Genomic DNA, 1,169 nt, shown 5'->3' on the forward strand with positions numbered 1-1,169 from the left:
GGTTGGGCAAGGTTAATGTCGGTGTGGATCGCCACCGGTGCAGAACCCAGTGTATCGGTAGCGCTAAGTGCGCCACCCGTAATCGGCTGAATCGCCCCGCCGGTTTGCGCCGTTTGTGCCTGTTCCGGCCCTTGCAGCGTCAGGGTTTGCGCGGTGATACCCTGCTGCGGGGCATTGAGCTGGCTATTGCCGGTGGTCAGCGTGTCAGTATTCAGCGTGGTTTGGCTAACGGGTGCCAGTGACAACGTTTTTCCGGCTGCCGTCACCGTGGCATTCGAATCCGACAGCGTGGCAGAACTGCCGGGCGCGCTGCGCAGATCGATCAGCGTAGTGGTGGTTGAGGTGATTTTTCCTGACAGCGCTTTGGCGTTCTGCTGCTGCACGCCGGAAAGCGCCTGCGTGGAGGACAGCGTCGGCGCTATCGTCGTTGGGGTATAATTGCCGTTGCCCGCTTGCACCGTGGTATTGCTGATATCGTGCGTTACATTGGCGGAAATGGTGCCGCCGGCCTGGATTAGGGCGTTGTAGGATTGGTTAGCTGTAACTTCAGTTCTTGGTGTTCCTTCCAAGGTAAATACAATTACGTTTTGCTCCCAGCGAGGGCTAGAAACATTAGTCCATTTCTCGGTATATGTTGTCTCCCATTCCCACTGGGGGTGGGAGATTATTGGCGCTTGTCCATTATATTTATAAACAGCATACTCTTTTGAAGATCCTGCCAGGTAAGATATATTATTGATCTGCCCCCCTTCGATACTAATGTTTTTTTTCGCCGTAACTTCTGATGCAGAGTTAATTAAGTTACTAGCCATGAAGTAAATGCTACCGCTGGAATTTATCTTGGCTTGCCCAGAAGTAGCCTCTACATTTACTGATTTTTCTGATATCAAATATTCTTTTCTATCATACCCTGCATACATAGCAGGTTTCCAAAGGGTCACATAAGTCTCAAGACCCCAATCATTGTCATAAACACGAGTGCTCTCCTGGATTTCATCGTAATATCCCACGCCAACATAATTAAGTTGTTCAGGTCTGATAACCAACGTCGTCCCCGTCGGTTTAATCTCCTGAGACGACACATCCACTTCGGTCTCAGTGACCACAAACCCTTCCCGCTGATTGGTCAGGTCGCCGGTGACAATGGTGATATCGCCGTTTTGCGTTTC

1 protein-coding gene is annotated in these 1,169 nt (G+C 50.8%); it reads right to left on the bottom strand.

Annotation, left to right across the window (positions count from 1 at the left end; genetic code table 11):
* Positions 1 to 569: hypothetical protein (locus tag J5224_RS28985; protein ID WP_264628541.1), on the bottom strand; the 569-nt coding region annotated here is incomplete at its 3' end.
* Between the last annotated feature and the right edge of the window lie 600 nt (positions 570 to 1,169).

It is taken from the genome of Candidatus Symbiopectobacterium sp. NZEC135, from assembly GCF_025962695.1.